Genomic DNA, 26,827 nt, shown 5'->3' with positions numbered 1-26,827 from the left:
ATTGAAGCCAAAATGAAAGGCCTCGCAGTTGCGAGGCCTTTTTTATGGATCAATGAAAATCCCCTGTAGGAGCTGCCGAAGGCTGCGATCTTTTGATCTTGGCTTTTAAAAACAAAATCAAAAGATCGCAGCCTTCGGCAGCTCCTACAGGGCCTGGGTCATGGCTTTGGATCAGGTTTAGCCAATAGGGTGTAAATGCACGGCAACACGAACAGGGTGAACAGCGTCCCGATCGACATCCCCGTGGCAATCACGGTGCCGATGTCAAACCGGCTCACCGCGCCCGCACCGGTCGCCAGAATCAACGGCACCATGCCGAACACCATCGCCGCCGTGGTCATCAACACCGGGCGCAGACGAATCGCCGCCGCTTCCTCGACCGCTTCACGGGCGGTCAGGCCCTTGTCCTTGCGCAACTGGTTGGCGAATTCGACGATCAGGATCCCGTGCTTGCTGATCAGCCCGATCAACGTCACCAGCCCGACCTGGGTGTAGATGTTCATGCTCGACCAGCCAAGGAACAGCGGAATCAACGCACCGCAGATCGACAGCGGCACCGTCACCAGAATCACCAGTGGATCTCGGAAGCTCTCGAACTGCGCTGCCAGCACCAGGAAAATGATCGCCAGTGCCAGGGCGAAGGTTACCCACAGGGCGCTGCCTTCCTGCACGTACTGGCGCGAGGCGCCGCCATAGTCGAAGGCAAAACCGGCTGGCGCTTCTTCGCGGGCGATCTGCAGCACGGTGTCGATGGCCTCGCCCATGCTGACCAGCGGGAATCCGGAAATCTTCGCCGCGTTGAGTTGCTGGAACTGGTTGAGCTGGCGCGGTCGCGCCCGGTCGCTGACCTTGATCAGGGTCGACAGCGGCAGCAGCTCACCCTGGGTGTTCTTCACGTAGTAGTTGTTCAGCCAGCCGGGATTTTCGCGATACGGTCGTTCGACCTGGGCAATCACCTTGTAGCTACGGCCTTCAATGGTGAAACGGTTGATTTCCGCCTCACCCAGCAGCGTCGCCAGGGTGCCGCCCAAGTCGAGCATCGACACGCCCATCTGCGCGGCTTTGGCACGGTCGATATCGACCACCACCTCCGGCTTGTCGAACGCCAGGTCGAGGTCGACGAAGGCGAACTTGCCGGACTCCATCGCGCGTTTCTTGATCCGGTCGGCCACTTGCAGCAGCAACTCGTAGTCATTGGCGGTATTGACCACGAACTCGAACGGCAGACCTTCACCGGTGCCGGGCAAGGAGGGCAGGTTGAAACCGAAAATCTGCAGGCCGGGGATACTCGCCAGTTTGCCTTGCACCTCGGGCAGGATCTGCATCTGTGTGCGGCTGCGCTCGTTCCACGGCTTGAGCAGGAAGCCACCGATGCCTGCCTGCACGCCGTTGTAGCCGTTGATCTGGAACGAGGAGTAGTACTCCGGAAACTCCTTGAAGATCTTGATGAATTCGTCGGTGTACGTGCTCAGGTAATCAAGGTTGGTCGGCTGTGGGGCGGTAGCCATCATGAAGATGATGCCTTGGTCCTCATCCGGTGCCAGTTCCGACTTGGTGAACTTGAGAAACACCGGGATCAGGCACAGCACGATCACTGCGAATACCAGCACTACCGGCCGCGTGTTCAATGTGCCGTGGAGCATGCTCTGGTAGCGGCGTTTCAGGCTGTCGAAGATGCGGTCGAGGCGGTGTGCCAGACCACTGGGGTTTTCTTCGTGGCGTAACAGCAGGGCGCACATCATCGGTGACAGGGTCAGGGCGACGATCCCGGAGATCACAACGGCGCCGGCCAGGGTCAGGGCGAATTCCTTGAACAGCGCCCCGGTCAGCCCGGTGAGGAAGCCGATCGGCGCATACACCGCCGCCAGGGTGATGGTCATCGACACCACCGGCATGGCGATTTCCCGCGCACCTTCCAGCGCGGCCTCCAGCGGCGTCTTGCCTTCCTCGATGTGCCGGTGGATGTTCTCAACCACCACGATCGCGTCGTCCACCACCAGACCGATGGCCAGCACCATCGCCAGCAGGGTCAGGAGGTTGATCGAATAGCCCATCATTTGCATGAAGAACATCACGCTGATCATCGACAGCGGGATGGTCACCACCGGGATCACCACCGAGCGCAACGCGCCGAGGAACAGGAACACCACGACGATCACGATCAGCACCGCTTCGAACAGGGTTTTCACCACTTCGTCGATCGAGGCCTGGATGAACTGGGTGGCGTCGTAGGCAATTTCGCTCTTGAGGTTGGGCGGCAATTGCGCCTCCAGCTCCGGCATCAGTTTGCGCACTTCCCGGATCACGTCCAGCGGGTTGGCGCCCGGTGTGGCCTTGATGCCGATGTAAACCGACGGCGTGCCACCGAACGAGCTGATCGAATCGTAGTTTTCCGCGCCCATCTCGACCCGCGCCACATCGCTGAGCAGCACCCGGCTGTCGCCACTGACCTTGAGCGGAATCGCCGCGAAGGCTTCGGCGGACTTCAGTTCGGTGTTGGCGTTGATGCTGGTGACCACGTACTCGCCCTTCACCTCGCCGGCGGCGGAGAGGAAGTTGTACTGGCGCACGGCGTTGGTCACGTCGCTGGCGCTGAGGCCGAAACCGGCGAGCTTCACCGGGTCGAGCCACAGGCGCATGGCAAATACCTGATTGCCGAGAATCTCCGCCTCGGCCATGCCCGGCAGGGTCGCCAGTTTCGGCTGGATCACCCGCGACAGGTAGTCGGTGATCTGCGGGTTGCTCAAGTCCTTGCTGAAGAAGCTGATGTACATCAGCGCCGAGGCGTCGGCCGATTCCTTGCTCAGCACCGGGTCTTCGGCGTCCTGCGGCAGTTTGTTCTTCACCTCGTTGGCCTTGGCCAGCAGTTCGGTGAACAAGCGGTCGGTGTTGGAACCGATGCGCGCGTAGATCGAGATCACCGAGAAGTTCTGGCGGCTGACCGAGGTCATGTAGTCGATGCCCTCGGCGCTGGCCAGGCTTTGCTGCATCGGTTGGGTGATGTAGCCCTGAATGGTCTCGGCGTTGGCCCCGGGGTAGGCGGTGGTTACCGTGATCAGGGCGTTTTCCATTTGCGGATACTGGCGCAGCGGCAGTTTGCTCCAGGCCTGGAAACCCAGCAGCACAATCAGCAGGCTGACCACGGTGGCGAGCACCGGGCGGCGGATGAACGGATCGGTAAAAGCCATGGGGATTCCTTGATCAGTCGGCGCGAGGCGGACTGTTCTGCTCGCCGAGGGTCTTGTCGTCGCTGATGGCGATGTGTGCACCGTTGTCCAGTTTGATCTGGCCGGCGGTCACCACTTGTTCGCCGCTCTGCACGCCCTTGTTGATCATCACCAGGCCATCGCGGCGCTCACCGGTCTCGATGAAACGGCGTTCGGCGATCAGTACCGGTTGGCCCTTGTCGTCTTTCACGACACTGCCGTCCTCGGCCTTCTTTTGCCCGACCACGTACAGCGAGTTGCCGTAGAGGGTGTAGGTGATCGCGCTTTCCGGCACCACGATGTGTTTCTGCGGGTCAGGCAGCAGCACGTTGAGGCTGGCGAACATGCCCGGCAGCAACTTGCCGTCGGGGTTGGCCAGGGTCGCGCGCACCAGAATATTGCGCGTGGTGCTCTCGACAATCGGGTTGATCGCGCTGATGGCGCCGGGGAAGTTCTGCCCGGGATAGGCCGCGACGCCGATCTGTACCGGTTGGCCGATGGCCAGTTTCGGCACCGATTGCTCCGGCACATAGAAGTCGGCGTAGAGGCTGCTCAGATCCTGCAGGGTGGCGATTTTGGTGCCGCTGGCGAGGTAGTCGCCGACATCCACCTGACGGATGCCGATGGTGCCGCTGAACGGCGCAAGGATGCGTTTTTTCGCCAGCGAGGCATTGAGCTGATTGACCGTGGCCTTGTTCTTTTGCAACACGGCGGAGAGACGATCGTACTCGCCTTTGGAGATCGCGCGGCTGTCGACCAGTTGGCTGCCGCGACCGAAATCCAGTTGCGCCAGCCCCAGGTCAGCCTTGGCGGTTTCCAGCAGGGCGGTCTCGACCGCGCTGTCGAGTTGCAGCAGTGGCTGCCCGGCCTTGACCTTCTGCCCGGATTCGAACTTGAGCTCGGTGACGGTGCCGGCGACTTCCAGGCTCAGCTCGACGCCTTGCAAGGCCTTGAGCGAGCCGACGGTGGGCAGACGCATCTGCCACGGCTGTTCGCTGGCGCGGGCCACGGCGACGCTGATCGGCGGTTTCGGTTTGGAGAAGCCCTGGATCATGGTGTAGATCGAAAAGGCTTTGTACCCGCCCAATACCAGGACGACCAGCAAGACAACACCCAACATGATCAGCATGCGGCGACGCAGCATATTTCCAGTTCCTTGGATAAATCAGGTGAGACAGGCGGGCACATTACTCCGAGTCAGGTGGGGATTCCAACTGCCAGTTTTTACAGGGAGGACGAATAAAACCCCTGTGGCGAGGGAGCTTGCTCCCGCTGGACTGCGCAGCAGTCCCATGCTTTTGAGTTAAAAAGCGGGGCCGCTTCGCGCCCCAGCGGGAGCAAGCTCCCTCGCCACAGTTACAGCGTTGATTCAGGCCATCAAATGCAGATGGTTATCCCAGAGCCCCGCCGGCAATTCCAGCGGCTTGGCCAGCAGCTCATCCTGGCGGCAATCGTAGTAGCGGCAGCGGCCCTGACCGGAGGTCACGACAAAACCGTCCTTCACCGCGCCTACGCCCGCGCAATCGGGCAACGGCGCGTCGAGACGTACTTCGCCGCTGTCCAGGTCCCAGATGAAGAAGCGGTTGCCACGCGGCGCAGTCAGCGCCACCAACCGCAGCTCGCTGTGCACTGCGACGCTGGCGGTGTAGTGCCCCATCGACTGCAACTGATGCTCTGGCACCGGGAATGCCACGAACGGCTGGCCCGGACGCTTGATCGCCAACAGCTCGGAACGCTCATGCGAGGCGCCCATGAACTGCTGGCCGGCGACGATCGTGCCGTCGCTGGCGATGCCCAGGTGACGCACGCTGTTCATCTGCTGGGCAAGAGTTTCCTTGCTCAGCAGGGTACCGTCGCGCTGCATCAGCACCAGGCTCGGTTCCATGGCGTTGAGGTTCATGTCGACGCGGCTTTCGGCCTCGGTCCGAATCCCGCCGTTGGCCACCACCAGGGTTTCGCCATCGGGCATCCACGACACCTGATGCGGGCCGAGGCCATGGGTGGAAATCTCGCCGCTGTGCACCAGCCGCTCGCCTTCGAACTTGTACACCCCGAGCAGGCCACGCCCCGGATCCGTGGTGTCGTTCTCGGTGGCGTACAGGTATTCGCCGTCCTTGTGCACCACGGCGTGGCCGTAGAAATGCCGGTTCGGCTGCGAAGTCACGGTTTGCAGCAACGTCCCGTCGCGCAGGTCGATCAGGTAGCTCTCGGTGCCCGGGCGGCGGGCGACGAACAGCGCAATCGGCAGCGTCGGGTGATTGATGATGTCGTGGCAGCGCTGGCCGACCTCGGTGGCGAACACCCGAGTGCCGTCCAGCCGATAACCGACGGCGTAATGCTTGCCGTCGGTGTCGTCGCGCGCCGAGAGCAACAGCGGGCTCTGATCCTTGCGCTTGAACAGCGACCAGCCGCCCAGTGTCACTGCTCCCAGCAGCAAACTACCTAAAGTCAGAGCCTGGCGTCGCAGCATGGCACTTGCCCTCATCAGTCACCGTCGTTGGCGTTGAAGCCCAATTGAATGCCCAGCGCCTTGGCCAGTTCGCCTTCGTGCAGGCGATGGACGACGTTGAGGCTGTCGTAAAGATCGTTGAGCTGCTGGCGACCGGCGTCGTCCTGGAGCATTTCGGTCAGCGAGCGCTGGCTGCTGTCGAACAGTTTCAGCGACGCGGCGTAGGCGGCGTCGATCTTGTCCGCCAGTGGCTTCTGCTCGGCCGGCAGCAGACCACGCAGGCCTTTGTTGTCGACGCCTTCCCAGACGGTTTTGGCTGCAGCGAGGCTGGCTTCCAGCGCAGTCAGCGACGACTGGCTGCGCCACGCATCAGCCTGGAACGGCTGCGGCACGCCCTTGCTCTGGCGGCCCATTGGCGTGCCGAGTTTTTTCTTCAGAGTGTCGAGGGCGGTGACCTGCACACGCAGCAGATCGGCGATCGCTTCGTGGGAGTCGGCGTAGCGTTGGTTAGGGAATTTGCTCATTTGCGCGAGCATGCCGTCGGTGTTGTTCCAGCTCTGCAGAATCTCTTCGGCCAGTTGCTTCTGACGCTCGCCGATGGCGATCAGCAGTGGGCAGTATTTGGCTTTCTGCTCGGCGTTGGCGACGTCCGGTTTTTCATCGAACAGGATGTATTCGTAAGCCGACAGGCCTTGCACTACCACGCTGGATTTGGCCAGGGCGGCGGCGTCGATCTGCGGCTGGGCGACCACCAGTTGCTCGACCTGACGGCCGACGAGGTTTTTCTTGTCCGGCCAGAACTGCACCTGCCACGAACGGTTGCCCTCGGCCAATGGGCCGATCAGCAGCGGTTGCAGCTCGGCCCAGGCTTTCTGCGCGTGCAGGAAGTCGGCGCGAGCGGTTTCCAGGGTTTCCTTGCCTTGGCAGTAGGCGAGGGCGCTGACCGCCAGTTGCTTGTCGGCTTCGACCCAACGGGTATAAGTCGGCAAGATCACCGATTTGGCGATGGCCGCCGACGTGACCGCTTGCGGGTCCTGCGGCGAGCAGGCGCCGAGGGCGAGTGCGGCAAGGCTGGTGAACAACAGCTTGGGACGGAACATGTCGGGCTCCCGATTCTTTTAAGTGTTTAAAGTGAGTTCAAGAACGCCAGCAGCGCGGCACGCTGCTCGGCGTTGAAAGACAAAACCTGTTGCTGCGCCTGCTGCGCTTCGCCGCCATGCCAGAGCACGGCTTCGAGCAGGTTGCGGGCGCGGCCGTCATGCAGAAACTGGGTGTGACCACTGACTGCCTGCGTCAGGCCGATCCCCCACAACGGCGGGGTGCGCCAGTCGCGGCCGGAGGCCTGGAATTCAGTGCGGTTGTCGGCCAGACCGTCGCCCATGTCATGCAGCAGCAGATCGCTGTACGGGCGAATCACTTGATTGGCCAGTTCAGGTTCGGCGGCGTTGGCGGCGGTGGTGTATTTGGGTGTGTGACAGGACTGGCAGCCAGCCTGGAAGAACAGATTCTTGCCGGCCAGCACTTGTTCGTCGTTGACGCCACGACGTGCCGGCACTGCGAGGTTGCGGGTGTAGAACAGCACCAGACGCAGGATGTTGTCGCTGACTTCCGGCTCGCCGTCCAGGCCATTGCCGTTCGGCGCCTGTTTGCAGGCGGTTTGCGCGTCGGTGCAGTCATCGAAGGGTCTCAGGCGGGTGGTGAGGCCCATATCACCAGAAAACGCGTGAACATTTTGTTGATTGAGATTCGGTTGCCCGGCTTTCCAGCCAAATCGACCCATGACGGTCTTGTGCAACGCGTCATCCCAGACCTGATTCGGTCGACCATTGATACCGTTGTTCTCTTTGGCTTGCGCGGCGGCGTTGGCGAGGATCGCTTCCTCCGGGATCGCTTCGAGCAGGCCGAGACCGATCATCGGCGGCGCGACGCGGGCGGAGAAACGCGTGTCCGGGTGCATCGGGCCGTAGCCCAACTGAGTGAATTGCAGAACCGGTTTGCGCAGCTCCACTTCGGTGCCGTCCTTGAAGCGGATCGGCACCGGCGTGTACTCGACGCGCACCTTGCCTTCGGGCGTGCCCCCGGGCACGGCCATGTCCTGGAACTGCCCGCCGTAGACCGGTTCCGGCACCACGCCGAGTTGCTCGATGACGTTGGCGTAGGCCGGCGAATCGGGAATCGACAGGCGCACCAGCATTGACACCGCGTTCGCCGCATCGGGCGCTGGCGGGTGGCCACGACCATCCTTGATGTGGCAGTTCTGGCAGGCGTTGGTGTTGAACAACGGGCCGAGGCCATCGCGGGCAGTGGTGGTCGACGGGGCGATCACCCAAGGGCTGCGGAAAAAACTGTTGCCGACACTGAAATCGACCCGACGCGATGGCGGCAGGTTGGCCGAAGGCAGCGAGAACGCATTCTGATCGGTCTTGCGCACGGTCGCCGCTCCGCCCGAACGCGCTTCACCGGGCTCGGCCTTGGTAAAGCGCGGGGCGTCATCGCAGGCACTCAGGCCCAGGGCCAGAAACAGTGCAGACAAGCGAAGCGGCAGCGAGGGCATCAGACATCCTGCGGACGGGCGAAAACAAAGGCGCAAAGTCTAACAGGGCGAGTGAGTTTGAATAAGAGGAATTATCGTTTGCTTGATTTGCGGCAGGGTTTCACTCGAGACCAAGGCGCAGCCATCGCTGGCAAGCCAGCTCCCACAGGATTTGTGTTGTACCCGGAGTGTGTGAACGCCGCGAAAACTGTGGGAGCTGGCTTGCCAGCGATGGGGCCATCAGCATCACCGCCAAAAGCAGGCATGAAAAAGGCGACCCGGAGGTCGCCTTTTTCAGTCGAACGCGCGTGATCAGAACTCGTGATCAGCGTTGTCCGGGTTCAGGTCGCTGATGCCCAGCTTGCCGGCAGCGGCTTCGATCGAACCGGTCTGCTTGACCAGGGCGGCGATGGCGTCACGCACGATCTGGTTGCCGGCGGTGTTGCCCGCAGCGATCAACTGGTCGTAGTGCTCACCCTTGTTGGCGTGATCGACCATGACCTGGATCTTGGCTTCGGTAGCGGCCAGATCGGCTTTCAGCGCGTTGTCGGCAGCCGGGTCGGCCTTGGCCACCAGCGACGACAGGCTGGCGCCGGTCAGCTTGGTGCCGTCGGTGCGGGTGTACTCGCCCAGGTACACGTTACGAATGCCTTTGGCATCGTAGAAGTGCGAGTTGTGAGTGTTGTCGCTGAAGCAATCCTGTTCGTCTTCCGGGGAGTTGGCTTCCAGCGAAACCTTCATGCGCTCGCCCGCCAGTTCACCCAGGGACAGGCTGCCCATGCCGAACAGCATTTTGCGCAGGCCGGATTCGGCAGGCTCGGCTTCCAGGGTGGCGCGGTAGTTGTCAGCCACGTTCGGCTTCCAGTTGCCGACCATTTCTTCCAGGTCGCTGACCAGCAATTGGGTCACGGCTTTCAGGTACGCACGGCGGCGATCGTTGTGACCGCCGGTGGCGCCTGCGCCCTCCAGGTAATCCGAAGCCGGACGGTTGCCAGCGCCCGGGCCGGTGCCGTTCAGGTCCTGGCCCCAGAGCAGGAATTCGATCGCGTGGTAGCCGGTGGCGACGTTGGCTTCGGAACCGCCCAGTTCGTTGAGGCTGGCGAGTTTTTCCGGGGTGATGTCCTTCACGTCAACCTTGTCTTCGCCGACCTGTACTTCAGTGTTGGCGATGATGTTGGCGGTGGCGCCCGGGTTACCCAGCGCGTGTTCGTAGGATTTGTCGACGTAGTCGATCAGGCCTTCGTCCAGCGGCCAGGCATTCACCTGACCTTCCCAGTCGTCGATGATGGTGTTGCCGAAGCGGAACACTTCGCTCTGCAGGTAAGGCACGCGCGCAGCAACCCAGGCAGCCTTGGCGGCTTTCAGAGTGTCGGCGTTCGGCTTGGCGAGGAACGCGTCGACGGCGGTTTGCAGGGTTTTCGCGGTGGATTCGGCATCGCTGTAAACGGCGAAGACCATGTCGGCGTAGTGCGCGACCACAGCCTTGGCAGCGGCTTCATCGACTTTACCGGCAGCGGCAGGTGCTGGTGCGGCAGCGGTGCTGGCGGCCGGCGTCGGCGTGGCCGGGGCGGCAGCCTTGTCTTTGCCTTCGCCGCAACCGGCGAGGGAAATAGCGATGGCCAGCAGACTGGCGGTAGCCAAAGGCATACGAATCATGGCGAACATCCTGCTTCGGTAATGGAATGGACAGGGCGCGGGGGTGCGCAAAGCTGCGACATAATGCAAATCTTTCGCATTATGTGTAAAGGGTTGTGGCTGGAAATATTTCTTGTTTACGCAGATCAAAAGATCGCAGCCTGCGACAGCTCCTACAGGGGAATGCATTCCAAATGTAGGAGCTGCCGCAGGCTGCGATCTTTTGACTTTATAAAATAGCCGCGTTGCTGCGCTGGGCCTGCTTGAGATAAGCGCCCAGCTCCCGGGCCGGCAGTGGCTTGCTGTAGTGGTAACCCTGACCTTCGTGACAGCCTTCGGAGATGATGTAGGACTCCTGCTCGGCGGTTTCCACGCCCTCGGCAATCACCTGCATGCCCAGGCTCTTGCCCAGCTGGATGATCGCGCGAACGATGGTCGCATCGTCGTCGTCATCCAGCAGATCCTGGACGAAGCTCTTGTCGATCTTGATCTTGTCCAGCGGCAGGCTTTTCAGATAACTCAGCGATGAATAGCCGGTGCCGAAGTCGTCGATGGCGATCAGCGCCCCGGAGCGGCGCAGGCTCAGCAGATGCTGGGCGGCGGTGCTGATGTCTTCCATCAGGCCGGTTTCGGTGACTTCCAGCTCGAGGCTGCGCGGCGGCAGGCGGTAAATCTGCAACAGGTTGTTGACCACCCGCGGTAGCTCGGCGTGGTGCAGTTGCACGGTGGACAGGTTGACCGCCATGCGCAGATCGACGAAGCCCTGATCGTGCCATTCGCGCAATTGCTTGCAGGCCTGATCCAGCACCCACTCGCCGATGGCGATGATCGTGCCGTTCTGTTCGGCCAGCGGAATGAACAGGTCCGGCGGCACCAGACCGTGTTCCGGATGCTGCCAGCGAATCAGCGCTTCAACCCCGACCACCCGGTGATCGCGGTAGCTGATCTGTGGCTGATAGACGAGGTAGAACTGGTCGCGAATCAGTGCGTCGCGCAGGTCTTTTTCCAGTTCGCGACGGCGACGCATCTCGCTGTCGACGCTGGCGATGTAGAACTGATAGCGGTTGCGCGAACGAGTCTTGGCCAACGTCATGGTCTGCTCGGCCTTCTGCAACAGCTTCTCGGTGCTGTCGCCGTCTTCGGGGAACAGGGTGATGCCGATGGTCGCGCGCAGGCGGATTTCCTGATGGTCGAGGGCAAACGCCGCTTCCAGATCATCGAGGATACTTTGCGCCAGCTCTGCCGCTTCATAAGGTTGCTCGATATCGGCCTGCACCAGGGCGAACTGGTCGCCACCCAACCGGGCGAGGGCGCCGAGGCGACCGCTGTGGGCGCGCAGGCGGTCGGCCAACGCCAGTAACAACTGGTCACCGGTCTGGTAGCTGAACTGCTCGTTGATCCCTTTGAAATCATCCAGCCCAACGCACAACACCGCGACCCGGCGTTGCAGCTTGCCGGCGTCGACCAGAATCTTGTCCAGTTGCTGCTGCAATTGCTGGCGGTTCGGCAGACCGGTGAGGAAGTCGTACTGGGCCATGCGCAGCAGGCTGTTTTCCGCTTCGTGGCGCAGGTGGGTGTTGCGTTCTATCGATTCGAGCAACTGGTTGGCGGTGTTGATCCAGATGCCGAGTTCGTTTTTTTCGTGGCCCTTGAGCTGCGGAATCTTGTGCTCGCTGGGGCGATCCGGGTTGATTTCGGTCAGGTGCTCGATGATCCGCGACAGCGGCTTGGTCAGCAGCCAGTGATAGACCAGATACAGCACCAGACCCATGGCCAGGGCGCGCAATACACCGGAAATGAAAATGATCACCGAACTGACGAGGAAACTCTCGCCGTAGGTCGCGGTGTCGAGGGTGATGCTCAGGTCGCCGTAATACTCGCTATAGGGGCCGCGACCGACCAGTTGGGTGGTGAAGGTGCGTTCCTGACCGAGAATCAGGTCAGTCAGCCAGCGGCTGTTGGAGTGCTGCAACTCACGGGATTTCTGCGCGAGCATCGCTTCGTTGGGATGGCCGATGGAAGCCTGGCGCACCGCGTCGTCCTGAAACAGCCCTTCGATCACCTGCATGCCCATTTCCCGGTCCAGGCTGTAGACCGCCTGAGTCGAGGGATCGCGGAACATGTCGAGGATGCGCTGCGCATCGCCGGCCACCGCCTGGCGGGTTTTATAGGCATCGAAAACAATCTGGGCGCAGCTCAAGACTACGCCGACGATCAATGCCGAAAGGAGCACGACCCGGAGCAACTTCACCGACAAGCTGTTCTTGAGTTCCAGCTTCAAAGGGTTATTCCTTGTTCCGTGCGGGTAGCGTCAAGTTGCCATGAGTATTGGCAATCCCGTGTTGGCAGTCAAAGGGACAATCAAGCCTCGGAACATTTGCCCGTGGCCTTGGCCGAATTACTGCTGTCTGGAGTCCCAGCTCTATTTGTACTGTGTCGGTAGTTTCGGCCCTCAACTTGAGCGGTGTGGAACAAATTTTCGCTGATTTGATGGTAGCCCGCTGTGCTGCCCCGGCAAGCGGCCGGAGCCAGCATTCATCGTGAGAAAAACGCTATTCCTGTAGGAGCTGCCGCAGGCTGCGATCTTTTGATCTTGCTTTAAAAAATCAAAGTCAAAAGATCGCAGCCTGCGGCAGCTCCTACAGGAAAACAGAGGCGCCAGAAATTGTGGCACGGTGCGGCAGCTCCTACAGAAATCAAAGGCATAAAAAAACCCGGCATCAGCCGGGTTTTTTTATCTGGCGCGCAGCTTAAGCGGTGAAGGTTTTGCCTTCGAACTGCTCGGCAACGAACTTCCAGTTGACCAGGTTCCAGAACGCTTCAACGTACTTCGGACGCAGGTTGCGGTAGTCGATGTAGTAAGCGTGTTCCCAGACGTCGCAGGTCAGCAGCGGGGTGTCGCCGCTGGTCAGCGGGTTGCCGGCGCCGATGGTGCTGGCCAGGGCCAGGGAACCGTCAGCCTTTTTCACCAGCCAGCCCCAGCCGGAACCGAAAGTGCCGATCGAGGTTTTGCTGAACTCTTCCTTGAACTTGTCGAACGAACCGAAGGCTGCGTTGATCGCTTCAGCCAGTGCACCGGTTGGTTGACCGCCGGCGTTTGGCGCCAGGCAGTTCCAGTAGAAAGTGTGGTTCCAGACCTGAGCGGCGTTGTTGAAGATGCCGCCCGAGGAAGTCTTGACGATCTCTTCCAGGGTCTTGCCTTCGAACTCGGTGCCTGGCACCAGGTTGTTCAGGTTCACGACATAGGTGTTGTGGTGCTTGTCGTGGTGAAATTCCAGGGTTTCCTTGGAAATGTGCGGCTGCAGGGCATCGTGTGCGTAAGGCAGCGGCGGCAATTCGAAAGCCATGATGATTCTCCTAATCAGGTCTGTTGCGGTGAGCGCAAGGCCGATCACGGGCGGCCAGAAATGCACCGACGAGTTTTTACTCTTTGCGGCGCAGGGTTCGGATCATAGCACCGGGGTCAAGGCTTAACCACGCAACAACTGTGTGGGATAGAGGTTCCAGAGCTGTTTGGAATAAATCACTGCGCCAATATCAATTGCCCTGCGACTGTAAACATCATCACTGCCACCAGAAGATCAAGAATCCGCCAGGTACTCGGTCGCGCCAGCCACGGCGCGAGCCATGCGGCACCGAGGGCGAGGGTGAAAAACCACAGCAGCGAGGCACTCGCCGCGCCCACGACATAAGCGCCCGGCACCGACTGCTGTGCGCCGAGAGAACCGATCAACAGCACCGTATCGAGATAGACGTGCGGGTTGAGCAGGGTCACTGCCAATGCGCTGAGCATCACCGCGCGCAACGAGCGTACGGTGTGGTTTTCGCCCTGATCCAGACTCTGTTTCGAGAACGCCCGGCGCAGCGCCTGGCTGCCGTACCAGATCAGAAAGACGGCGCCGCCCCAGCGGGCCACCGCGAGCAATGTCGGGTTCTGCGCCAGCACGGTGGCCAGACCAAACACCCCGGCCGCCACCAGCAGCGCATCGCAGGCGACACACAGCGCCGCCACCGGCAGGTGATGTTCACGGCGCAGACTCTGCGCCAGCACAAAAGCGTTCTGCGTACCGATCGCCATGATCAGCCCCAAGGCCACCAGCAGGCCGTTCACATAGCTTTGCCACATAAAGAGTTACTCCGCGTTGGCTGCGAGATCGCGCAGCACGTGCATGGCGCGTTCGGCGTCGGCCTGACCGACAAACAAATGATCGTGGTAGTAACCGGCGATCACGTTGCAACTGATCCCGGCCTTGCCCAATGCGCTGGCGAACGCAGCGGTGAGGCCGACTGCTTCCAGTGCCGAATGCACGTTGAGGGTGATCCACGCTGCGACATAATCGAAAGCGAACCCGGCGTGTTCAGCCTGGGAGCGTTCAAGGATCACGGTCAGGCCTTCCTGCTCGCGGAAGCTGCCGACAATCTCCAGCCCGCTCGGCAACAAGTTGTCAGGCACGGTGCAAAACACGTATTCGCCGGCGTTGAGCTGCGGGCTCATGCTGCGCAGCAAGGTCGTGAGTGAGGTTTCGCCAGCCATTGCAGTGTTCCTTGATAAGAGTGCTTGCTGGCTATTCTCCGGCCGAAAGCGGTATAAGAAAAACCAATAGTGCTGATCGCTCATTAGGAAAACTGATGTTCGACTACAAATTGCTTTCCGCGCTGGCCGCCGTGGTCGAGCAGGCCGGATTCGAACGCGCCGCGCAGGTGCTGGGCTTGTCACAATCGGCGATTTCCCAGCGGATCAAACTGCTGGAAGCGCGGGTCGGCCAACCGGTGCTGGTGCGCGGCACGCCGCCGTCACCGACGGAAATTGGCCGGCGGCTGCTCAACCATGTGCAGCAGGTACGCCTGCTCGAACGTGACTTGCAGACCTTGGTGCCGGCGCTCGACGAAGAGGGGCTGCCGGAGCGATTGCGTATCGCCATCAACGCTGACAGCCTCGCCACCTGGTGGGCCGAAGCCGTGGGTGATTTCTGCGCCGAACAGCATTTGTTGCTGGATCTGGTGGTGGAAGATCAGACCGTCGGCCTCAAGCGCATGCGTGCCGGGGAGGTGGCGGCGTGTGTCTGTGCCAGCGAACGCCCGGTGGCCGGGGCGCGCAGCGTGTTGCTCGGGGCCATGCGTTACCGGGCGCTGGCCAGTCCGGCGTTCATCGAGCGGCATTTCCCCGACGGCGTGCGCGCCGAACAGCTGCCGCGCACGCCGGCGCTGGTGTTCGGGCCGGACGATTTTCTCCAGCATCGTTACCTCGCATCCCTCGGTGTCGATGGCGGTTTCGAGCATCATTTGTGCCCGTCCTCCGAAGGCTTTGTGCGCCTGACCGAAGCCGGGTTCGGCTGGGGACTGGTGCCGGAACTGCAAGTGCGCGATCAGTTGCAACGCGGCGTATTGCGCGAACTGTTGCCAGATAAACCGATCGATGTGCCGTTGTACTGGCATCATTGGCGCAATGGCGGTCAGTTGCTGGGCTTGCTGACCGAGCAATTGCTACGTTCTTCACCGCGCTGGCTGGTGCCCTTGGGCTGATGGTCAGCGTCAAGAAAGACGTATAGGTAAACGAAAGACATCGGAGCGTTACATGAAAATTCTGGTCACCGGCGCAAGCGGCTTTATTGGCGGACGCTTTGCGCGTTTCGCTTTGGAGCAGGGCCTGGACGTGCGGGTCAACGGTCGCCGGGCCGAAAGCGTCGAGCATCTGGTGCGCCGTGGCGCCGAGTTCGTTCCGGGCGATCTGACCGATGCGGATCTGGTGCGCGACCTCTGCAGCGACGTCGAAGCCGTGGTGCACTGCGCCGGTGCCGTCGGCTTGTGGGGACGCTATCAGGACTTTCATCTGGGCAACGTGCAGGTTACCGAGAACGTCGTCGAGGCCTGCCTCAAGCAGCGCGTGCGGCGGCTGGTGCATCTGTCGTCGCCGTCGATCTACTTTGATGGCCGCGACCACCTTGGCCTGACCGAAGAGCAAGTGCCCAAGCGCTTCAAACATCACTACGCGGCGACCAAATACCTGGCCGAACAAAAGGTCTTTGGCGCACAGGAATTCGGTCTGGAAACCATCGCCCTGCGCCCGCGTTTCGTCACTGGCGCCGGCGACATGAGCATCTTCCCGCGCCTGCTGAACATGCAGCGCAAGGGACGTCTGGCGATCATCGGCGATGGCCTGAACAAGGTCGACTTTACCAGCGTGCAGAACCTCAACGAAGCGCTGCTCAGCAGTCTGCTGGCGGCCGGCTCTGCGTTGGGCAAGGCCTACAACATCAGCAATGGCGCGCCGGTGCCGTTGTGGGATGTGGTCAATTACGTGATGCGCAAGATGGAAGTGCCGCAGGTCACTAAATACCGCTCGTACGGTCTGGCCTACAGCGTCGCGGCGCTTAACGAAGGCGTGTGCAAACTCTGGCCGGGCCGCCCGGAGCCGACCCTGTCGCGGTTGGGCATGCAAGTGATGAAGAAAAATTTCACCCTCGACATCAGCCGCGCCCGGCATTATCTGGACTACGATCCGAAAGTCAGCCTGTGGTCGGCCCTCGACGAGTTCTGTGGCTGGTGGAAAGCTCAGGACATCCGTTGATACAAGTCGGTTGGCCGGCAATGAACCGCACTGCCGCTTGAGGGTCAATCCCTGCGGCTGCGGCGGTTATACTTCGCAGCATTTAGCCATCACCGCGTTCCACAAAGGTTGCCTCAATGTCCATGCGTAACGATGCCAACGACGATTTCGACGATGTACCGAGCCTGCGGGCCGACACCTTTGACGACGATGACATTCCGCCCACCGCCCGCACCTCCGTGCACTCGCGTACGCCGCCGGTGGTCAAGGTCAAGGCTGCGAGTACCGGGCCGCTGTGGGCACTGGTCGGCGCGTTGTTCTTTGCCTTCATCGGTCTGGCCTGGTGGAGCTTCCAGCAGATTTCGCTGATGGAGCAGCAGTTGGTCGCGACTCAGGAAAGCTTTGCGCGCATCAGCGAGGAAGCGGCGGGGCGCCTGCAGGACATTTCCGGCAAAGTCGTCGCCAGCCAGAGCAACGTCAACAGCGACAGCGAAGCGTTGAAGCTGCAGATCAAACAGCTGGAAACCCAGTTGCTGGATCAAAGCAAGCAGCAGCAAGGCGTGGTCGGTCAGGCCAGCGATCTGGACAAGCGTCTGGCGCAGATGACCGCGCAGACCACCGAACAACAGAACGCCAACACCCAGTTGCAGGCCCAGGTCAAAGCTTTGAGCGCCGAACTCGCAACGCTGAAAAGCGCACCGGCGGATACCAGCAAGGTCGACGCCCAGCTCAAGAGTTATGACGCCCAGCTGAAAAGCCTAGGCGCTGATATCGCTGCGCTGAAAAAGCAGGGCAACTCGAACGCAGCGATCGAGCGCCTGGAGCAGGAAATCGTCGTTCTCAAGAGTGAACAGGACAACCGCCCGGCAACGCCACAGGGTGGCGGCAATACCGCTGAGTTCGATGCGTTCCGTGGCCAGATGACCCGCAACCTCAACACCCTGCAGGCGCAGATCCAGAATCTGCAGCAGCAGATCAATGCCCGGCCATAAGGCCTGAGTCAGGATATCTTGTGGCGAGGGAGCTTGCTCCCGCTGGAGTGCGAAGCGCTCCCCTGCTTTCGTTCAGGTAGAGCGCATTTGCAGGTTTTGCGACTGCTTTGCAGCCGAGCGGGAGCAAGCTCCCTCGCCACAGGGGATACCGCAACTTCTGGATTCATCTTCGACCTCCGTCCGATCCCAAGCCGTCTACGCTCTTGAAACACCAACAAGAACGAGGGATGCGTTATGGGTTTTTTGCATAAAGTGGCGTGGCTCGGGGTGATGCTTTTTGTGGGGGCAGGGCAGGTCAACGCCGCTACACAAAAGGACGACAGCAAGGCCGCCATCGCTTTGCTGGAAAAGGCTTTGGCCTATTACCACGACAATGGCGACAAGGCTTTCGCCGCGTTCAGCCGTCAGGGTGAGTTCGTCGACAAGGATCGCTACGTGTTCGTGGTCGACACCAAAGGCGTGATGCTCGCCAGCGGCGGGCCTTCCTCAGCCTTGATCGGCCGCGATGTCAGCGAGGTGCTCGGGCCGGATCTGCAGAAGGCCTTCAAGGATGCATTGCTGGTGCCGGAAGGCAACGGCATCCAGCAAGCCGAATACCGCTGGCAGAACTGGACGGACGGCAAGGTCGAGCGCAAACATGTGTATTACCAGCGCATCGGTCAGCGCATTCTGGCAGTCGGTTATTACCTGCCGCGTGCGTCAGCCGAGCAGGCCAAGGCACTGCTCGACAAGGCGGCGACCGATCTGGGAAAGGACGAGAAGGGCACGCTGACAGCCATCAATTCGCTCAAGGGCGGTTACCTGCAGGATGACCTGTACGTGTTCGTGGTCGATCTTGACACCCAGCGCTACGTGGCCCATGGCACCAACCTGCGCCTGATCAATACCGACTTCAGCAAGATCAAGGACCCGGAAGGCAAACCGGTGGGCGAGCCGATTCTGGCGCTGATCGCCAAACAGGACGACGGCGAATACGAATACCGCTGGAAAAACCCGGTGACCGGCAAGGTCGAAGACAAGCATGCCTACCTGAAGAAGGTCGGGCATTTTCTGGTGGCTGTGGGTTACTACAGCCCTTGAAGATCAAAAGATCGTCCGAACGCGGCCCGAGCCTTCGGCAGCTCCTACATGGGAATGCATCCCTGTAGGAGCTGCCGCAGGCTGCGATCTTTTGCTGTTATTTGGCGCCGTGCTCGCGCCCCCGCAGCAACTTGTTCGGCATCGCAATCGCCGCCGCCAGCCCCAGCAGCGACACCGCCGTACTCACCCACAGCAAATGCCGGAACGTCACCGAAAGCTCGGCACGCAGGGCGTTTTGCGCATCACCCGGGGCGGCGTTCAGACCGTCGAGCAGCACGTTGCCCGAATGCCCCTCGCTGAGCAGCGAGTTGCTCGCCAGATGGGCAAAGCTCGAATCCTGCAACAACGCCAGCAACAGCGCCGACATCAACGCTACACCCACCGCGCCGCCCAGCGAGCGGAACAGGTTGGTGGTGCTGGTGGCGACGCCGATGTCGCGTTGTTCCACTGAATTCTGCGTGCCCACCAGCGAAGTCGGGAACTGCATGCCGCCGGCGATCCCGCTGAGCAGCATGAACAGGCTGCTGACCAGCGTCGCATCCGGCGGGGTGAACGCCATGCCGAGAATCGAGATCGGCATCAGCAGCGCGCCAGTCAGAATCTGTGGTTTGTAGCGACCGGTGATCGAGGTGCGACGCCCGGCGAAATAAGCGCCAATCGGCAGGCCCATCGCCAGCGGCAGCAAGTGCAACGCCGCCGCATCGGCCCCGGCGCCGGTGACGCTCTGAAAGCGCAGCGGCATCAACACGATCAGCGAGATCGCCTGGAAACTGGTGAAAAAAATCGTGCACCAGCACAGCAACGCGTTGCGGTTTGTGAACAAGTGCATCGGCAGCAGCGGTTCGCGTGCCCGGCGTTCATGCCAGACGAACACCGCCAGCACCAGCACCGCACAGGCGAACAAGCCGAGCACTTCGCTGCTGCGCCACGAATGGCCCTGACCGACCTGAGTGATGGCCAGCAGCAGGGCGGTCAAACCGATGATCATCAACAGCGTGCCGAGGTAGTCGATGATCGGTTTGCGTTGTGGAATCGGCAGGCCGCGCAGATTGCGATTGGCAACCCACCAGGCGCCCAGCCCCAGTGGCAGATTGATCAGAAAAACCCAGCGCCACGACAGGTACTCGGTCATGTAGCCGCCGAGCACCGGCCCGGCGACGCTGGCCACCGCATACATGCTGCTGAAATAACCCTGATAACGCCCGCGTTCGCGCGGCGGGACGATGTCGCCGATAATCGCCTGACTGACCGAAATCATCCCGCCGGCGCCGATGCCCTGGAGAATCCGCGCCAGCACCAGTTGTTCCATGCTTTGCGCCATGCCGCAAAACAGCGAGGCGAGGGTGAACAGGCCCATGCCGAACAGCATCAGTTTGCGTCGCCCGTACAGATCGCCGAGCTTGCCGTAGATCGGCACGGCCACAGTCATTGCCACCATGTACCCGGAAATCACCCAGGCCAGCAGGCTGACGTCCTTGAACTGTGCGGAGATGGCGGGCATCGAGACGGCGACGATGGTCTGGTCCAGTGCGCCGAGAAAGATTGCCAGCATCAGCGCGACCAGCACGCTGCGAATAGCCGGTTTGGGCGTTTCAGGGTGATTGAGATTGGTCACGGGCAAGCCTGCGGGCAGTGATGGACCCGCGCTGCCATCGCACGCGGGTGGATGCTCGCCAGTGTAAGTCGATAGCAGGCTATTCGATAGCCTCGTACGGAAGTCCGACGTAATTTTCTGCAATGGTTTTTCGCCCCGCTTCGGAACTGACAAAGTAGTCCAGTTCCGAGGCGCTGATCCGCTGGCTAAAATCGTCGTGCTCGTCGAAGCGGTGCAGCATGCTGGTCATCCACCAGGAAAACCGTTCAGCTTTCCATACCCGGCGCAGGCAGATTTCCGAATATTTCTCCAGCAAATCGGTGCGCCCTTCGCGATAAACCTTCAGCAGAATGTTGAACAGCGTGCTGACATCGCTGGCGGCCAGGTTCAGACCCTTGGCACCGGTGGGCGGCACAATGTGCGCTGCATCGCCGAGCAGAAACATCCGCCCGTACTGCATGGGTTCGACGACAAAACTGCGCAGCGGCGCGATGCTTTTTTCAATCGACGGGCCAGTCACCAGTTTCTCGGCAAGCGCGGCGGGCAGACGTGTTTTCAGCTCAGCCCAAAAGCGCTCGTCGGACCAGTCGGCGACGTTTTCCTCGGCCGGCACTTGCAGGTAATAACGGGTACGGGTGGCCGAACGCATGCTGCACAGGGCGAAGCCGCGTTCATGGCGCGCATAGACCAGTTCTTCGTGCACCGGCGGGGTGTCAGCGAGAATTCCCAGCCAGCCGAACGGATAGACCCGCTCGAAGATCTTCAGGCAGGCCTCGGGAATTGACTGCCGGGCCACGCCGTGAAAACCATCGCAACCGGCGATGTAATCGCAATCGACGCGCCAGGTTTCACCGTTCTTTTCGAAGGTGACAAAGGCCTCGTCGCTTTTCATGCCGTGAGGAACGACATCGCTCACTTCATAAAACGACAGCGCACCGGCCTCCCGACGAGCGGCCATCAGGTCGCGCGTGACTTCGGTCTGGCCGTAAACCATCACGGTTTTTCCGCCGGTCAAACCCTGCAGATCGATGTGTGCCAGACGCCCATCCAGCGCCAGATCGAAGCCGGAATGCACCAACCCTTCGGCATCCATGCGTGTACCCACCCCGGCCTGACGCAACAGCTCTACCATGCCTTGTTCAAGCACGCCGGCGCGAATTCGTCCGAGCACATAATCGGGTGTCTGGCGTTCGAGAATCAGGGTGTCGATTCCGGCGTTGTGCAGCAACTGACCGAGGAGCAATCCGGACGGACCGGCGCCAATGATGGCGACTTGGGTTTTCAGCGTTTTCATTGTTTTTATGACTCGCAAGCTTCACGCGACAGGCGCCGGTGAATGATTTTTGTGGATCGAGTGCTTGCATTTTTCCCTTGCGGGTCTGTCAATTGAAGGTGAAAACTGAGCCGATACCTGTACATTCTGCCAATCGGTGCGATTATCGCCCGCAACCTCGAGGCCTGGATTGAAGTGATGAACAAGCCTGACCTGCCTTCGATTCCGGTGTTCAAGCTCTACGGTGAAAGCCTGGACTGGCCGACCCCTGACTTGCTGCACTGTGAAACCATTTCCAAACGCAGCCGCGAACATCAATGGGAAATCAAACCCCACCGCCACGCCGATTTGTGCCAGTTGCTCTTCGTCTTCAAAGGTCAGGCAGAGCTTGAAATCGAAGGTCAACGCACGCAGCTCGATGAACCCGCGATTCAAGTCCTGCCACCGTTGTCGGTGCATGGCTTTCGTTTTTCCGAGGACGTCGAAGGCTTTGTCGTCACCCTCGCCAATCCGCTGATCAATCACCTGCAGGCGCAACTGGGCAGTTCGGTGCACGCACTGGCCCAGGCCGAGCACTACCCGGCGGGCAAGGACGCGCAGTACCTGAACAGTCTGTTTTCCGCGTTGCAGGCCGAGTACAACGGCCATCAGCCCGCGCGGGAAATGCTCATGCATTCGCTGGTCAGCGTGATCATGGTCTGGGTCAGCCGTCAGGCGCTCGTGCGCCATAACGCCAGCCAGCGGCCGCAACGCCAGCGCGAATACCTCAACGGGTTCATTCAATTGGTGGAGGAGACGTACCGCCAGCATGTGAAGGTCGAAGACCTCGCGCATCGTTTGGGGATTTCGGTATCACACCTCAACGGCACCTGCCGCGAACTGGCGGGGCAGCCAGCGCTGCAGATCATGCACGAACGCCAGTTGCTGGAAGCCAAACGTTTGCTGACCTACACCAGCATGACCATTTACGAGATGTCGGAGTTGTTGGGGTTTTCCGACCCGACCAACTTCACGCGCCTGTTCCGGCGCAGGGTGGGGATTTCGCCAAAGGCGTTTCGTGACCGGTTGAAGGCCGAGCAGTGAATCTGTTGCCACCACTGATCCCTGTGGGAGCTGGCTTGCCAGCGATTGCGTCCTGTCAGTCAGCACTGAAGGCGTCTGGGCCACCGCCATCGCTGGCAAGCCAGCTCCCACAGGATTGATAGCAACCCCGATCAGCGCAATGCGTTCAGCGTCGCATTGTGCGGAATGCAGCGCTCGAAATTGCAGCTCGCGTACTCGCGGGGCAGTTGTCGCAGTTGCTCGACCCGCCAGGCCGCGGTGCCGTACAGCGCCAGCGTGGCGGCGCAGGTGATGAAAATCGCGAAGTACCTTCTTGTTCTGATGTTCATGGCGTAGACCTCTGAACGCATACCCTGCGGTATTACTTTCAGCATAGAACAAGATCAAAAGATCGTCCGAACGCGGCCCGAACCTGTGGCAGCTCCTACAGGGTTATGTGTAGGAGCTGCCTCAGGTTCGGGCCGCGTTCGGACGATCTTTTGCTTTTCTACAACCCCACATCCCACTCTGGATTCTCTGGAAACCGCTGCACCAGAAAATCCAGCATGCTGCGCAGCGCCGCCGGCATGTGCTTGCGCGAGGCGTACACCGCGTAGATGTTCATCTGCCGTGGCTCGGCATGCGGTAGCAAACGCACCAGTTCACCGGCATGCACATGCACCCCGGCCTGATAGGTCGGCAGCATCGCCACGCCCGCACCGGCCAGGGTTGCGCGCAAGAGAGTGCTGGCCTCGTTGGCGCTGATGTTGCCCTGCACCGGCACTGAAACTGGCTCGCCGTCCTCTTCGAAATGCCACAGACTCTTGCCGAAATACGAGTGCGTCAGGCAGTTGTGCCGGCTCAGGTCCTCGACGCGCTGCGGTGACGGGTTATCGCGCAGATAAGCCGGTGCGGCGCAAACCACCGAGCGGCACACGGTCAGGCGTCGGGCGATCAGGTTCGGGTCGAGGTCATTGCTGGTGCGGATCGCCAGATCGATGCGTTCATCCACCAGGTTCACCGTGCGGTCGAGCATCTGCAGGTCGATGCTGACCCCGGGGTAGCGCTTGACGTACGCCGCCATGGCATCGGCCAGTTGCGCCTGGCCGAACGAGGTGCTGACGCTGATGCGCAACAAACCGCGCGGCGCATCGTGAGGTTCGCTGACCGCCGCCTGCATGTCGGTCGAGAGTTCGAGCATCTGCCGACAGCGCGGCAGGGTTTCGCTGCCGGCGGCAGTCAGGCTCAGCTTGCGTGTGGTGCGGTGCATCAGGCGCGCGCCGACCCAGTCTTCCAGCTCCGCCAGATAACGCGACACCACCGGCCGCGACAGGTCCAGATGATCGGCGGCCGCCGACTGGCTGCCCAGATCCACCACCGTGACAAACACGCGCATTGCTTGAAGACGATCCATGATTTGCCCGCTTTCAGAAACAAACTATGTCCAAGCATCGCATTTTTTGTACCGAGTCAGGCAACTAAGCTCTGTCCCATCGCCAACCCGGCATTCGGATCACGGAGCAACAGATGATCGGCTTCACTACTCTCAAGCGCGTTTTGCTGGCCACCGCCACCCTCGGATTTGCGGCCCACGCCGCTGCCGCCAACCTGACCCTGGATGTCTACAACCCGGGCACCAAGGCGATTTTCCCGGTGACTTCGGTACTGGTCAGCGGTGAGAAAGACGCGATCCTGGTCGACGCGCAATTCGGCAAGGCCCAGGCCGAGCAGGTGGTGGAAAAGATCCGAGCCAGCGGCAAACACCTGACCACCATCTACATCAGCCACGGTGACCCGGATTACTACTTCGGCCTCGACACCCTGACCCAGGCTTTCCCCGACGCCGTGGTTCTGGCCTCGCAGCCGACCGTCGATCACATCAAGCAGACCATCGACGGCAAACTCGCTTTCTGGGGGCCGAAAATGGGCGCCGACGTGCCGGCCAAAACCATCGTGCCGGGCGTAATCAAGGGCGACAGCCTGATGCTCGAAGGTCAGAAGTTGCAGGTGGTGGGCCTTGAAGGCAAGCAACCGGATCGCAGCTTCGTGTGGATTCCGTCGCTCAAGGCGGTGGTCGGTGGCGTGGTGGTGGCCGAGAACATTCATGTGTGGATGGCCGATACCCAGACTGCGCAATCCCACGCCGACTGGCTGGACACCCTGCATTCGATCGAAACCCTGAAACCGAAAACCGTGGTGCCGGGTCACTACCTGGGCGAGAGCAGCCGCTCGCTGGCGAGCGTGAAATTCACCGCCGACTACATTAAGGCTTTCGACGAAGAAACTGCCAAGGCCAAGGATTCCGCCGCACTGATCAAGGCCATGCAGAAACGCTACCCGAAACTCGGCGAAGAAAGCTCGCTGGAGCTGAGCGCCAAAGTCGCCAAGGGCGAGATGAAGTGGTAAGCCGATTGATCTGAATCAGAGATCGAGAGGACGTTTGTGGCGAGGGAGCTTGCTCCCGCCCGCCTGCGCAGCAGGTGTAAAGCTGCCAATGCGTTGTACCTGAAACAGGCGGGGAGTGCTTCGCCCTCCAGCGGGAGCAAGCTCCCTCGCCACAGGGAATACCGCTTCAAGCCTGGATTTATGCCGTCGTTGAAACTCTCAAGCCAACTGGAGAATGTCATGAGCAAGATCGCAATCATTGGTGCCACCGGTCGTGCCGGTAGCCAACTGCTGGAAGAAGCCCTGCGTCGCGGCCATAGCGTCACCGCCATCGCCCGCGATACCTCGAAGATCGGCGCGCGTGCCGGTGTGGTCAGCAAGAATGTCGATGTGCTGGATTCGGCAGCGCTGCAAGCCGCCGTCACCGGTCACGACGTGGTGATCAGCGCCGCGCATTTCGCCACCGTCCCGGCCAGTGCCGTGGTCGGCCCGGTGAAGCAGGCGGGTGTGAATCGTCTGCTGGTGGTCGGTGGTGCCGGTTCGCTGCTGCTGCCGGACGACACCCGAGTGATTGACAGCGCCGGTTTCCCCGCTGAGTACAAAACCGAGGCCAGTGCGGGCGCAGCGTTTCTTGATGCCTTGCGTCAGGAGAAGGATCTGGACTGGACCTTCCTCTCGCCATCGGCAGAGTTCGTCGAAGGTGAGCGCACCGGCACCTTCCGCGTTGGCAAGGATCATTTGCTGTTCAGTGCTGAAGGTCGCAGCTGGATCACCTTCGCCGACTATGCGATTGCGCTGATTGACGAAGTGGAAACGCCGAAGCATTCGCGTCAGCGGTTTACGGTCGGATATTGAGTGAATCCTCGCCCCTCACCCCAGCCCTCTCCCGGAGGGAGAGGGAGCTGACCGCGGGGGCTTGCGGTATACGTCGACCTGAGTGATCGAGTCGATTATGGATCCGGTGCAGTCCTTTCTGGTCGGTAGATTTCTTCAGCAATCCCCAATCAGTCCCCTCTCCCTCCGGGAGAGGGTTAGGGTGAGGGGAAAAGCCTCAGCGCAAATGCGCTTGTTCCACCAGCCAGATCATCAGTTCCTCCAGCTGCGGCGATGCTTCCCCACCCTGCGGCATCACCACGTAGTAGCCCAGCCCCGTTTTCACCTTCAGCTCAAACGGCATCACCAGCCGCCCGGCGCGCAGGTCGTCGCCGATCAGCGACCAGTCGCCAATCGCCACCCCCGTCCCATGCGACGCCATCGACATCGCCTGATCCAGTGTCTCGAAATGCTGGCCCGTGTTGACGTTGTTCAACTGCAACTCGGCCGCCGTCAGCCACACCGTCCAGTCCTGCGTATCGCGGGTCGGATGCAGCAGCAGATGCTGTTGCAGATCGGCCGGTTCGCTCAGCGCCGGCGGGCCTTTCAATAACGCTGGCGAACACACCGGGGTCAGTTGCTCATCGAACAGATGCAGGGCAGTCGAGGAGTTGTCCGGCGGCGTGCCGTAGATCACCGCCGCATCGAACTGCTCGCGCTGAAAATCCACGCCGTGGGCCAGGGTGGTGGTCAGTTTGACCGGTACGTCCGGGCGTTCCTTTTGCCATTGCAGCAGGCGCGGCACCAGCCAGCGCATCACGCAGCTTGGCGCCTTGAGTTGCAGGGTCTGGCGCTTGCGACCGATCTGCTCGGTGGCCTCGCTGATCAAACCGAAGATCTTCTCCACCCGTGGCAGCCATTCACGTCCTTCGGCGGTCAGCTCCAGGCCTCGGGCCAGACGGATGAACAACTCATACCCCAGATGATCCTCCAGCCCGGCGATCTGCCGGCTCACCGCGCCCTGGGTGATGTGCAACTGCTCGGCGGCCCGGGTGAAGTTGCAGCACTGCGCGGTGATCAGAAACGTGTGCAGGGCGGGCAGGGGAGGCAGTCGTTTCATGTGGATCCAAGGTATGACGTGAGGACATGGCTAGTATGACTTTTAATCGATTGTTGCCGCTACCTGCCGCCCGTTCAATGAGCCCATTGAAGGGCCCTTTGTAGGAGTGAGCCTGCTCGCGATAGCGGTGTGTCAGTCACCGTAATGTTGAATGTGAAG

The 26,827-nt window shown here is 61.0% G+C and carries 22 protein-coding genes; 7 read left to right on the top strand and 15 right to left on the bottom strand.

The window, feature by feature from the left end; translation table 11 throughout:
* Positions 1–158: 158 nt before the first annotated feature.
* The 10 genes from ABV589_RS08675 to ABV589_RS08630 all read right to left on the bottom strand — a co-directional run bounded on the left by ABV589_RS08675 (position 159) and on the right by ABV589_RS08630 (position 14,357).
* Positions 159–3,188, bottom strand: a complete 3,030-nt coding sequence (locus ABV589_RS08675) for a multidrug efflux RND transporter permease subunit (RefSeq protein WP_367085575.1) — start codon at positions 3,186–3,188, stop codon at positions 159–161.
* 13 nt (positions 3,189–3,201) lie between these two features.
* Entirely contained in the window at positions 3,202–4,350 is a 1,149-nt protein-coding gene (locus ABV589_RS08670; RefSeq protein ID WP_367085574.1) for an efflux RND transporter periplasmic adaptor subunit, read from the bottom strand.
* A 225-nt stretch (positions 4,351–4,575) separates the two neighbouring features.
* A complete protein-coding gene (locus ABV589_RS08665; RefSeq protein WP_367085573.1) occupies positions 4,576–5,676 on the bottom strand; it encodes a DUF1513 domain-containing protein in 1,101 nt (366 codons plus the stop codon).
* Between the two features lie 14 nt (positions 5,677–5,690).
* Positions 5,691–6,755: an imelysin family protein gene (locus ABV589_RS08660; RefSeq protein WP_096795126.1), complete on the bottom strand. Its 1,065-nt coding sequence runs from the start codon at positions 6,753–6,755 to the stop codon at positions 5,691–5,693.
* Positions 6,756–6,781: 26 nt separating this feature from the next.
* Positions 6,782–8,209 carry a di-heme oxidoredictase family protein gene (locus ABV589_RS08655; protein ID WP_367085572.1) on the bottom strand — a complete coding sequence of 476 codons (1,428 nt, stop codon included), beginning with the start codon at positions 8,207–8,209 and terminating at the stop codon, positions 6,782–6,784.
* Between the two features lie 291 nt (positions 8,210–8,500).
* The gene (locus tag ABV589_RS08650) at positions 8,501–9,844 is read right to left on the bottom strand and encodes an imelysin family protein (protein WP_007964025.1); all 1,344 of its coding nucleotides are present in this window, start codon (positions 9,842–9,844) and stop codon (positions 8,501–8,503) included.
* Between the two features lie 208 nt (positions 9,845–10,052).
* The gene (locus ABV589_RS08645) at positions 10,053–12,104 is read right to left on the bottom strand and encodes an EAL domain-containing protein (RefSeq protein ID WP_367085571.1); all 2,052 of its coding nucleotides are present in this window, start codon (positions 12,102–12,104) and stop codon (positions 10,053–10,055) included.
* A gap of 469 nt (positions 12,105–12,573) precedes the next feature.
* Entirely contained in the window at positions 12,574–13,170 is a 597-nt protein-coding gene (locus ABV589_RS08640; protein WP_003227660.1) for a Fe-Mn family superoxide dismutase, read from the bottom strand.
* Between the two features lie 176 nt (positions 13,171–13,346).
* Positions 13,347–13,949: a LysE/ArgO family amino acid transporter gene (locus tag ABV589_RS08635; RefSeq protein ID WP_202368903.1), complete on the bottom strand. Its 603-nt coding sequence runs from the start codon at positions 13,947–13,949 to the stop codon at positions 13,347–13,349.
* 6 nt (positions 13,950–13,955) lie between these two features.
* A complete protein-coding gene (locus ABV589_RS08630; RefSeq protein WP_367085570.1) occupies positions 13,956–14,357 on the bottom strand; it encodes an ACT domain-containing protein in 402 nt (133 codons plus the stop codon).
* Between the two features lie 95 nt (positions 14,358–14,452).
* Between ABV589_RS08630 and ABV589_RS08625 the strand changes: the two genes are divergently transcribed.
* From ABV589_RS08625 to ABV589_RS08610, 4 genes are all read left to right on the top strand, one after another.
* The gene (locus ABV589_RS08625; RefSeq protein WP_007964029.1) at positions 14,453–15,346 is read left to right on the top strand and encodes a LysR family transcriptional regulator ArgP; all 894 of its coding nucleotides are present in this window, start codon (positions 14,453–14,455) and stop codon (positions 15,344–15,346) included.
* A 52-nt stretch (positions 15,347–15,398) separates the two neighbouring features.
* The gene (locus ABV589_RS08620; RefSeq protein ID WP_367085569.1) at positions 15,399–16,391 is read left to right on the top strand and encodes an NAD-dependent epimerase/dehydratase family protein; all 993 of its coding nucleotides are present in this window, start codon (positions 15,399–15,401) and stop codon (positions 16,389–16,391) included.
* Between the two features lie 116 nt (positions 16,392–16,507).
* On the top strand, positions 16,508–17,362 hold the full coding sequence (locus tag ABV589_RS08615; protein ID WP_367085568.1) for an ATPase: 855 nt from the start codon (positions 16,508–16,510) through the stop codon (positions 17,360–17,362).
* 234 nt (positions 17,363–17,596) lie between these two features.
* Positions 17,597–18,442 (top strand): cache domain-containing protein, encoded by an 846-nt coding sequence (locus ABV589_RS08610; RefSeq protein ID WP_367085567.1) that lies wholly within the window; start codon positions 17,597–17,599, stop codon positions 18,440–18,442.
* 97 nt (positions 18,443–18,539) lie between these two features.
* On the opposite strand, the gene ABV589_RS08605 is transcribed toward ABV589_RS08610, so the two are convergent.
* Positions 18,540–20,057, bottom strand: a complete 1,518-nt coding sequence (locus ABV589_RS08605) for an MDR family MFS transporter (RefSeq protein WP_367085566.1) — start codon at positions 20,055–20,057, stop codon at positions 18,540–18,542.
* 79 nt (positions 20,058–20,136) lie between these two features.
* A complete protein-coding gene (gene pobA, locus ABV589_RS08600) occupies positions 20,137–21,330 on the bottom strand; it encodes a 4-hydroxybenzoate 3-monooxygenase (protein WP_123588615.1) in 1,194 nt (397 codons plus the stop codon).
* Positions 21,331–21,507: 177 nt separating this feature from the next.
* Between pobA and ABV589_RS08595 the strand changes: the two genes are divergently transcribed.
* Positions 21,508–22,392: a helix-turn-helix domain-containing protein gene (locus ABV589_RS08595; RefSeq protein ID WP_367085565.1), complete on the top strand. Its 885-nt coding sequence runs from the start codon at positions 21,508–21,510 to the stop codon at positions 22,390–22,392.
* A gap of 131 nt (positions 22,393–22,523) precedes the next feature.
* Here ABV589_RS08595 and ABV589_RS08590 read toward each other — a convergent pair whose 3' ends face one another.
* Positions 22,524–22,700 carry a hypothetical protein gene (locus ABV589_RS08590; protein WP_007964044.1) on the bottom strand — a complete coding sequence of 59 codons (177 nt, stop codon included), beginning with the start codon at positions 22,698–22,700 and terminating at the stop codon, positions 22,524–22,526.
* Positions 22,701–22,858: 158 nt separating this feature from the next.
* Complete coding sequence (locus ABV589_RS08585) at positions 22,859–23,764, bottom strand: LysR family transcriptional regulator (protein ID WP_367085564.1); 906 nt, start codon at positions 23,762–23,764, stop codon at positions 22,859–22,861.
* 113 nt (positions 23,765–23,877) lie between these two features.
* On the opposite strand from ABV589_RS08585, the gene ABV589_RS08580 reads away from it, so the two are divergent.
* Both ABV589_RS08580 and ABV589_RS08575 read left to right on the top strand, forming a co-directional pair.
* A complete protein-coding gene (locus ABV589_RS08580) occupies positions 23,878–24,756 on the top strand; it encodes an MBL fold metallo-hydrolase (RefSeq protein WP_367085563.1) in 879 nt (292 codons plus the stop codon).
* Positions 24,757–24,975: 219 nt separating this feature from the next.
* Positions 24,976–25,590, top strand: a complete 615-nt coding sequence (locus tag ABV589_RS08575; protein WP_367085562.1) for an NAD(P)-dependent oxidoreductase — start codon at positions 24,976–24,978, stop codon at positions 25,588–25,590.
* Between the two features lie 196 nt (positions 25,591–25,786).
* On the opposite strand, the gene ABV589_RS08570 is transcribed toward ABV589_RS08575, so the two are convergent.
* A complete protein-coding gene (locus tag ABV589_RS08570; protein WP_367085561.1) occupies positions 25,787–26,668 on the bottom strand; it encodes a LysR substrate-binding domain-containing protein in 882 nt (293 codons plus the stop codon).
* Positions 26,669–26,827 lie beyond the last annotated feature (159 nt).

The organism is Pseudomonas sp. HOU2 (genome assembly GCF_040729435.1).
Taxonomy (GTDB): Bacteria; Pseudomonadota; Gammaproteobacteria; order Pseudomonadales; family Pseudomonadaceae; genus Aquipseudomonas.
This window is presented reverse-complemented; position numbering and strand designations above follow the sequence as displayed.

Bases quoted from the DNA above. Each gene is read 5' to 3' on its own strand.
- ABV589_RS08665 (WP_367085573.1), bottom strand. From the start codon at position 5,676: ATGCTGCGACGCCAGGCTCTGACTTTAGGTAGTTTGCTGCTGGGAGCA.
- ABV589_RS08610 (WP_367085567.1), top strand. From the start codon at position 17,597: ATGGGTTTTTTGCATAAAGTGGCGTGGCTCGGGGTGATGCTTTTTGTG.
- ABV589_RS08620 (WP_367085569.1), top strand. From the start codon at position 15,399: ATGAAAATTCTGGTCACCGGCGCAAGCGGCTTTATTGGCGGACGCTTT.
- ABV589_RS08660 (WP_096795126.1), bottom strand. From the start codon at position 6,755: ATGTTCCGTCCCAAGCTGTTGTTCACCAGCCTTGCCGCACTCGCCCTC.
- ABV589_RS08625 (WP_007964029.1), top strand. From the start codon at position 14,453: ATGTTCGACTACAAATTGCTTTCCGCGCTGGCCGCCGTGGTCGAGCAG.
- ABV589_RS08640 (WP_003227660.1), bottom strand. From the start codon at position 13,170: ATGGCTTTCGAATTGCCGCCGCTGCCTTACGCACACGATGCCCTGCAG.
- ABV589_RS08675 (WP_367085575.1), bottom strand. From the start codon at position 3,188: ATGGCTTTTACCGATCCGTTCATCCGCCGCCCGGTGCTCGCCACCGTG.
- ABV589_RS08595 (WP_367085565.1), top strand. From the start codon at position 21,508: ATGAACAAGCCTGACCTGCCTTCGATTCCGGTGTTCAAGCTCTACGGT.
- ABV589_RS08590 (WP_007964044.1), bottom strand. From the start codon at position 22,700: ATGAACATCAGAACAAGAAGGTACTTCGCGATTTTCATCACCTGCGCC.
- ABV589_RS08575 (WP_367085562.1), top strand. From the start codon at position 24,976: ATGAGCAAGATCGCAATCATTGGTGCCACCGGTCGTGCCGGTAGCCAA.
- ABV589_RS08655 (WP_367085572.1), bottom strand. From the start codon at position 8,209: ATGCCCTCGCTGCCGCTTCGCTTGTCTGCACTGTTTCTGGCCCTGGGC.
- ABV589_RS08585 (WP_367085564.1), bottom strand. From the start codon at position 23,764: ATGGATCGTCTTCAAGCAATGCGCGTGTTTGTCACGGTGGTGGATCTG.
- ABV589_RS08580 (WP_367085563.1), top strand. From the start codon at position 23,878: ATGATCGGCTTCACTACTCTCAAGCGCGTTTTGCTGGCCACCGCCACC.
- ABV589_RS08630 (WP_367085570.1), bottom strand. From the start codon at position 14,357: ATGGCTGGCGAAACCTCACTCACGACCTTGCTGCGCAGCATGAGCCCG.
- ABV589_RS08635 (WP_202368903.1), bottom strand. From the start codon at position 13,949: ATGTGGCAAAGCTATGTGAACGGCCTGCTGGTGGCCTTGGGGCTGATC.
- ABV589_RS08615 (WP_367085568.1), top strand. From the start codon at position 16,508: ATGTCCATGCGTAACGATGCCAACGACGATTTCGACGATGTACCGAGC.
- pobA (WP_123588615.1), bottom strand. From the start codon at position 21,330: ATGAAAACGCTGAAAACCCAAGTCGCCATCATTGGCGCCGGTCCGTCC.
- ABV589_RS08570 (WP_367085561.1), bottom strand. From the start codon at position 26,668: ATGAAACGACTGCCTCCCCTGCCCGCCCTGCACACGTTTCTGATCACC.
- ABV589_RS08650 (WP_007964025.1), bottom strand. From the start codon at position 9,844: ATGATTCGTATGCCTTTGGCTACCGCCAGTCTGCTGGCCATCGCTATT.
- ABV589_RS08670 (WP_367085574.1), bottom strand. From the start codon at position 4,350: ATGCTGCGTCGCCGCATGCTGATCATGTTGGGTGTTGTCTTGCTGGTC.